Source organism: Paraglaciecola sp., assembly GCF_030730205.1.
Lineage (GTDB): Bacteria > Pseudomonadota > Gammaproteobacteria > Enterobacterales > Alteromonadaceae > Paraglaciecola.
This window is the reverse complement of record NZ_JANQVQ010000200.1, coordinates 1-2,751: the sequence shown is the minus strand read 5'-3', so window position 1 is coordinate 2,751 and position 2,751 is coordinate 1. Positions and strand designations below refer to the sequence as shown.

Genomic DNA, 2,751 nt, shown 5'->3' with positions numbered 1-2,751 from the left:
CGCACGTCAGGCTAGGTTTAGACAAATTTGCATTGCACTTTTCTCACCTCAAAAATAGAAAGATACCCGCTAAGACTGGCCACAACCCTATAGGTTGGTTGATGATCCTTTTTACATGGTTGCTTTTTATTGGATTGGCAATCACTGGATTTATGCTGGAAGAAGTAGATTATTTTTTTGGTAGCTCACTACTTGAAGATATTCATTCCATATTGTCAGATGTGTTGTATGTATTCGTGCTGATACACATAGCAGCTGTATTTTTTATTGCTTGGTGGGGTAAAATTTCTTTAATTAAGCCAATGATTACAGGAAAAAGGAAACCATAACGTCGTCTGAACTAGTATCTACAAGTATTTATCAAAGCACTTTCTATTGGGTAGGCTATAGCAGATTGGATGATGTGGCGATTAAACATTGGTGAATGAGGCGCTTTGCTTATCATAGTTTTAGTGGTAGCAACAGGGTCGCTGTCATGCCCGGTTGTTGAACATTATTAGTCAATTCAATGGTGCCGCCATGCTGTTCAATAATGTTACGACAAAACGTTAAACCAATGCCTTGGCCTTGTTGCTTGGTGGTGAAAAGGGGCACAAATAGGTTGTCGGTATTCGCCACCCCCGTTCCGTCGTCAATAATGTGAATCACTGATTTATTCTTGGCTTCGTTAAAGTGTACCTGTACGCTTCGGGCTTCTGCTTCAAATCCGTTTTTAATCAGATTAATCAATACTTGTTCAATAAAAGTAGCATCTGCCCACAAGCTTGTGCTTTCAACGCTGCACGATAAGTTATAGCCCGTAAATAAGCCTTGTAGTCGCTGAGCAAATAGTTTGGTGTCGATGACATGAAGCTGTAAATTGAGTTGTTGTGACAATGAAGAGTAACGATTTACAAAGTCTTGCAGATGATGGCAACGTTCAGAAATCACTGCCAAGGCGTGTTTTTCTCGTGATTCAGCAAATTTATCCGCCAGACTTTCTGCCAGTGAAGACACGGGTGTTAACGAGTTGCGAATTTCATGACTCATCACTCGAATGATTTGCTGCCACGCATTTAATTGACTGGCTCGAATAGCTGAGTCGATATTAGTAAATACCAGCAGCTGATGGCGCTCTCCGCCATCAATAAACTCACTCTGGCTAACGTGCCACTGGCCTTGTTTGTCGGGTAATTGCCAAGCACCATCAACATGTTTTAAACCTAATAACTTAGGCGATGCTAAACGAAACATTTGCCACGGTTGCTCGTATAACACTGAAAAAGCCGAATTAGCATAAGTCAGTTTTTGTTTTTGATTAAATACCATCATTGGTGTGTCGAGCTGATCAATAAGCTGATACAGCAACAAAGCATGTTGGTCATATTGGGACTTATGCGACTGCATTTTAGCGCTTAACTGCGCCAGCTCATGATGAAAATCAGCTGTTACGCCCTGACTAAACTCGGATTTAGCGTATTGATTGTAGTCTTCGACTTTGACCGCTTCGATGTGCAACAAGGCGCGCTCAAAAGACGTCAGAATGCGATGTTTAAAATGGGCGATGAACATGGCCAAGGCCAAACTCACAATCACCAAAGTTAAACCAATATTCCATGCCTGCCATTCGTTTTGTAGGAGCAAGGCAAATATAGCTAGGAGTAGTAAGGCAGCAAATGCTGTCGTTACCTGAATAATATAGGTACCTAAGGAACTACTTTTGAAGATCGGCATATTTTTCTAAACGTCGATAAAGCGATGATTTGGTTAAGCCTAACAAGGTAGCCGCTTTGGGAATGTGTTGGTCAACTTTGTTGAGAGCTTGGGTGATAAGACGGCGTTCTGCTTCTTCTAACGTAATCATAGGCAGTTGGTCGTCTACGCTGCATTTGCTGTTGACTACATTGATATTCAGTTCACTCGCCGCTAATTCAGTATTTCTGCACAACAACACGGCCCGTTCCATTAAGTGGCTTAATTCACGAATATTACCTGGCCAGTGATATTCTTGAAGTGCAATAGCCGCATCTGCACTTAGTGCAATAATCGCTTTCCGATATTTTTTGCAATACAGCGCAATAAAATGTTCAGCCAAGGGCACAATATCGGTTTGTCGTTCTTTCAATGAGGGCACTCGCAACTCAATGGTATTGACCCGATAATAGAGATCTTCTCTAAATAACTCTTTGGCAATTAAGTCTTTGAAATTACCATTACTGGCACAAATCAAACGAATGTGGGTATATTGAGTTTGACTAGCGCCTAGTATTTCATATTCACCACTTTCTAGTACTCGCAATAATTTCGCTTGTTGAGATAAGGGAATATTGGCAATTTCGTCTAAAAATAACGTACCGTTTTTCGCTAATTCAAAACGCCCTACCCGGTTAGATTTAGCATCAGTAAAAGCGCCTTTCGTGTGACCAAACATTTCACTTTCGAACAGTGTTTCTGATATTGCGCCCATATTCACCGCGATAAACGGTCCTGGAGCCTGCGCAGATTGCCTATGAATATAACTGGCTAATTGACTTTTTCCAGTACCATTATCACCCGTTAACAATAGAGTTACTTTAGTATTCGCCACACTATCAATCTGCATCATCAATTCATGCATACAAGGGGAACGCCACTGATAATCCTCTTGTGGACCTTGCGCATTGTCTAAACGTTGTTGTAATTTTTGATTTTGTTTTTTTAAACCGGTAACCGTGAGTTGCTGAGTAATGACTTGTAATAAACGCTGATTTTTCCAGGGTTTTTCAATAAAAT

3 protein-coding genes are annotated in these 2,751 nt (G+C 40.9%); 1 reads left to right on the top strand and 2 read right to left on the bottom strand.

Annotated features, from left to right (window positions below):
- Positions 1–329, top strand: a 329-nt coding sequence (locus NWQ57_RS13470; protein WP_306022674.1) for a cytochrome b/b6 domain-containing protein, incomplete at its 5' end; no start/stop codon positions are given.
- A 112-nt stretch (positions 330–441) separates the two neighbouring features.
- Here the strand turns inward: NWQ57_RS13470 and NWQ57_RS13465 are convergent.
- Together NWQ57_RS13465 and NWQ57_RS13460 are read right to left on the bottom strand one after the other, a co-directional pair.
- Positions 442–1,713 (bottom strand): PAS domain-containing sensor histidine kinase, encoded by a 1,272-nt coding sequence (locus NWQ57_RS13465; protein ID WP_306022673.1) that lies wholly within the window; start codon positions 1,711–1,713, stop codon positions 442–444.
- Positions 1,694–2,751 (bottom strand): sigma-54 dependent transcriptional regulator (locus NWQ57_RS13460; RefSeq protein WP_306022672.1); only part of this gene is annotated, 1,058 nt, incomplete at its 5' end. The genes NWQ57_RS13460 and NWQ57_RS13465, both read right to left, overlap by 20 nt.

What these genes read in the sequence shown, in the direction of transcription:
- NWQ57_RS13465 (WP_306022673.1), bottom strand. Translation starts at nt 1,713, where the DNA reads ATGCCGATCTTCAAAAGTAGTTCCTTAGGTACCTATATTATTCAGGTA.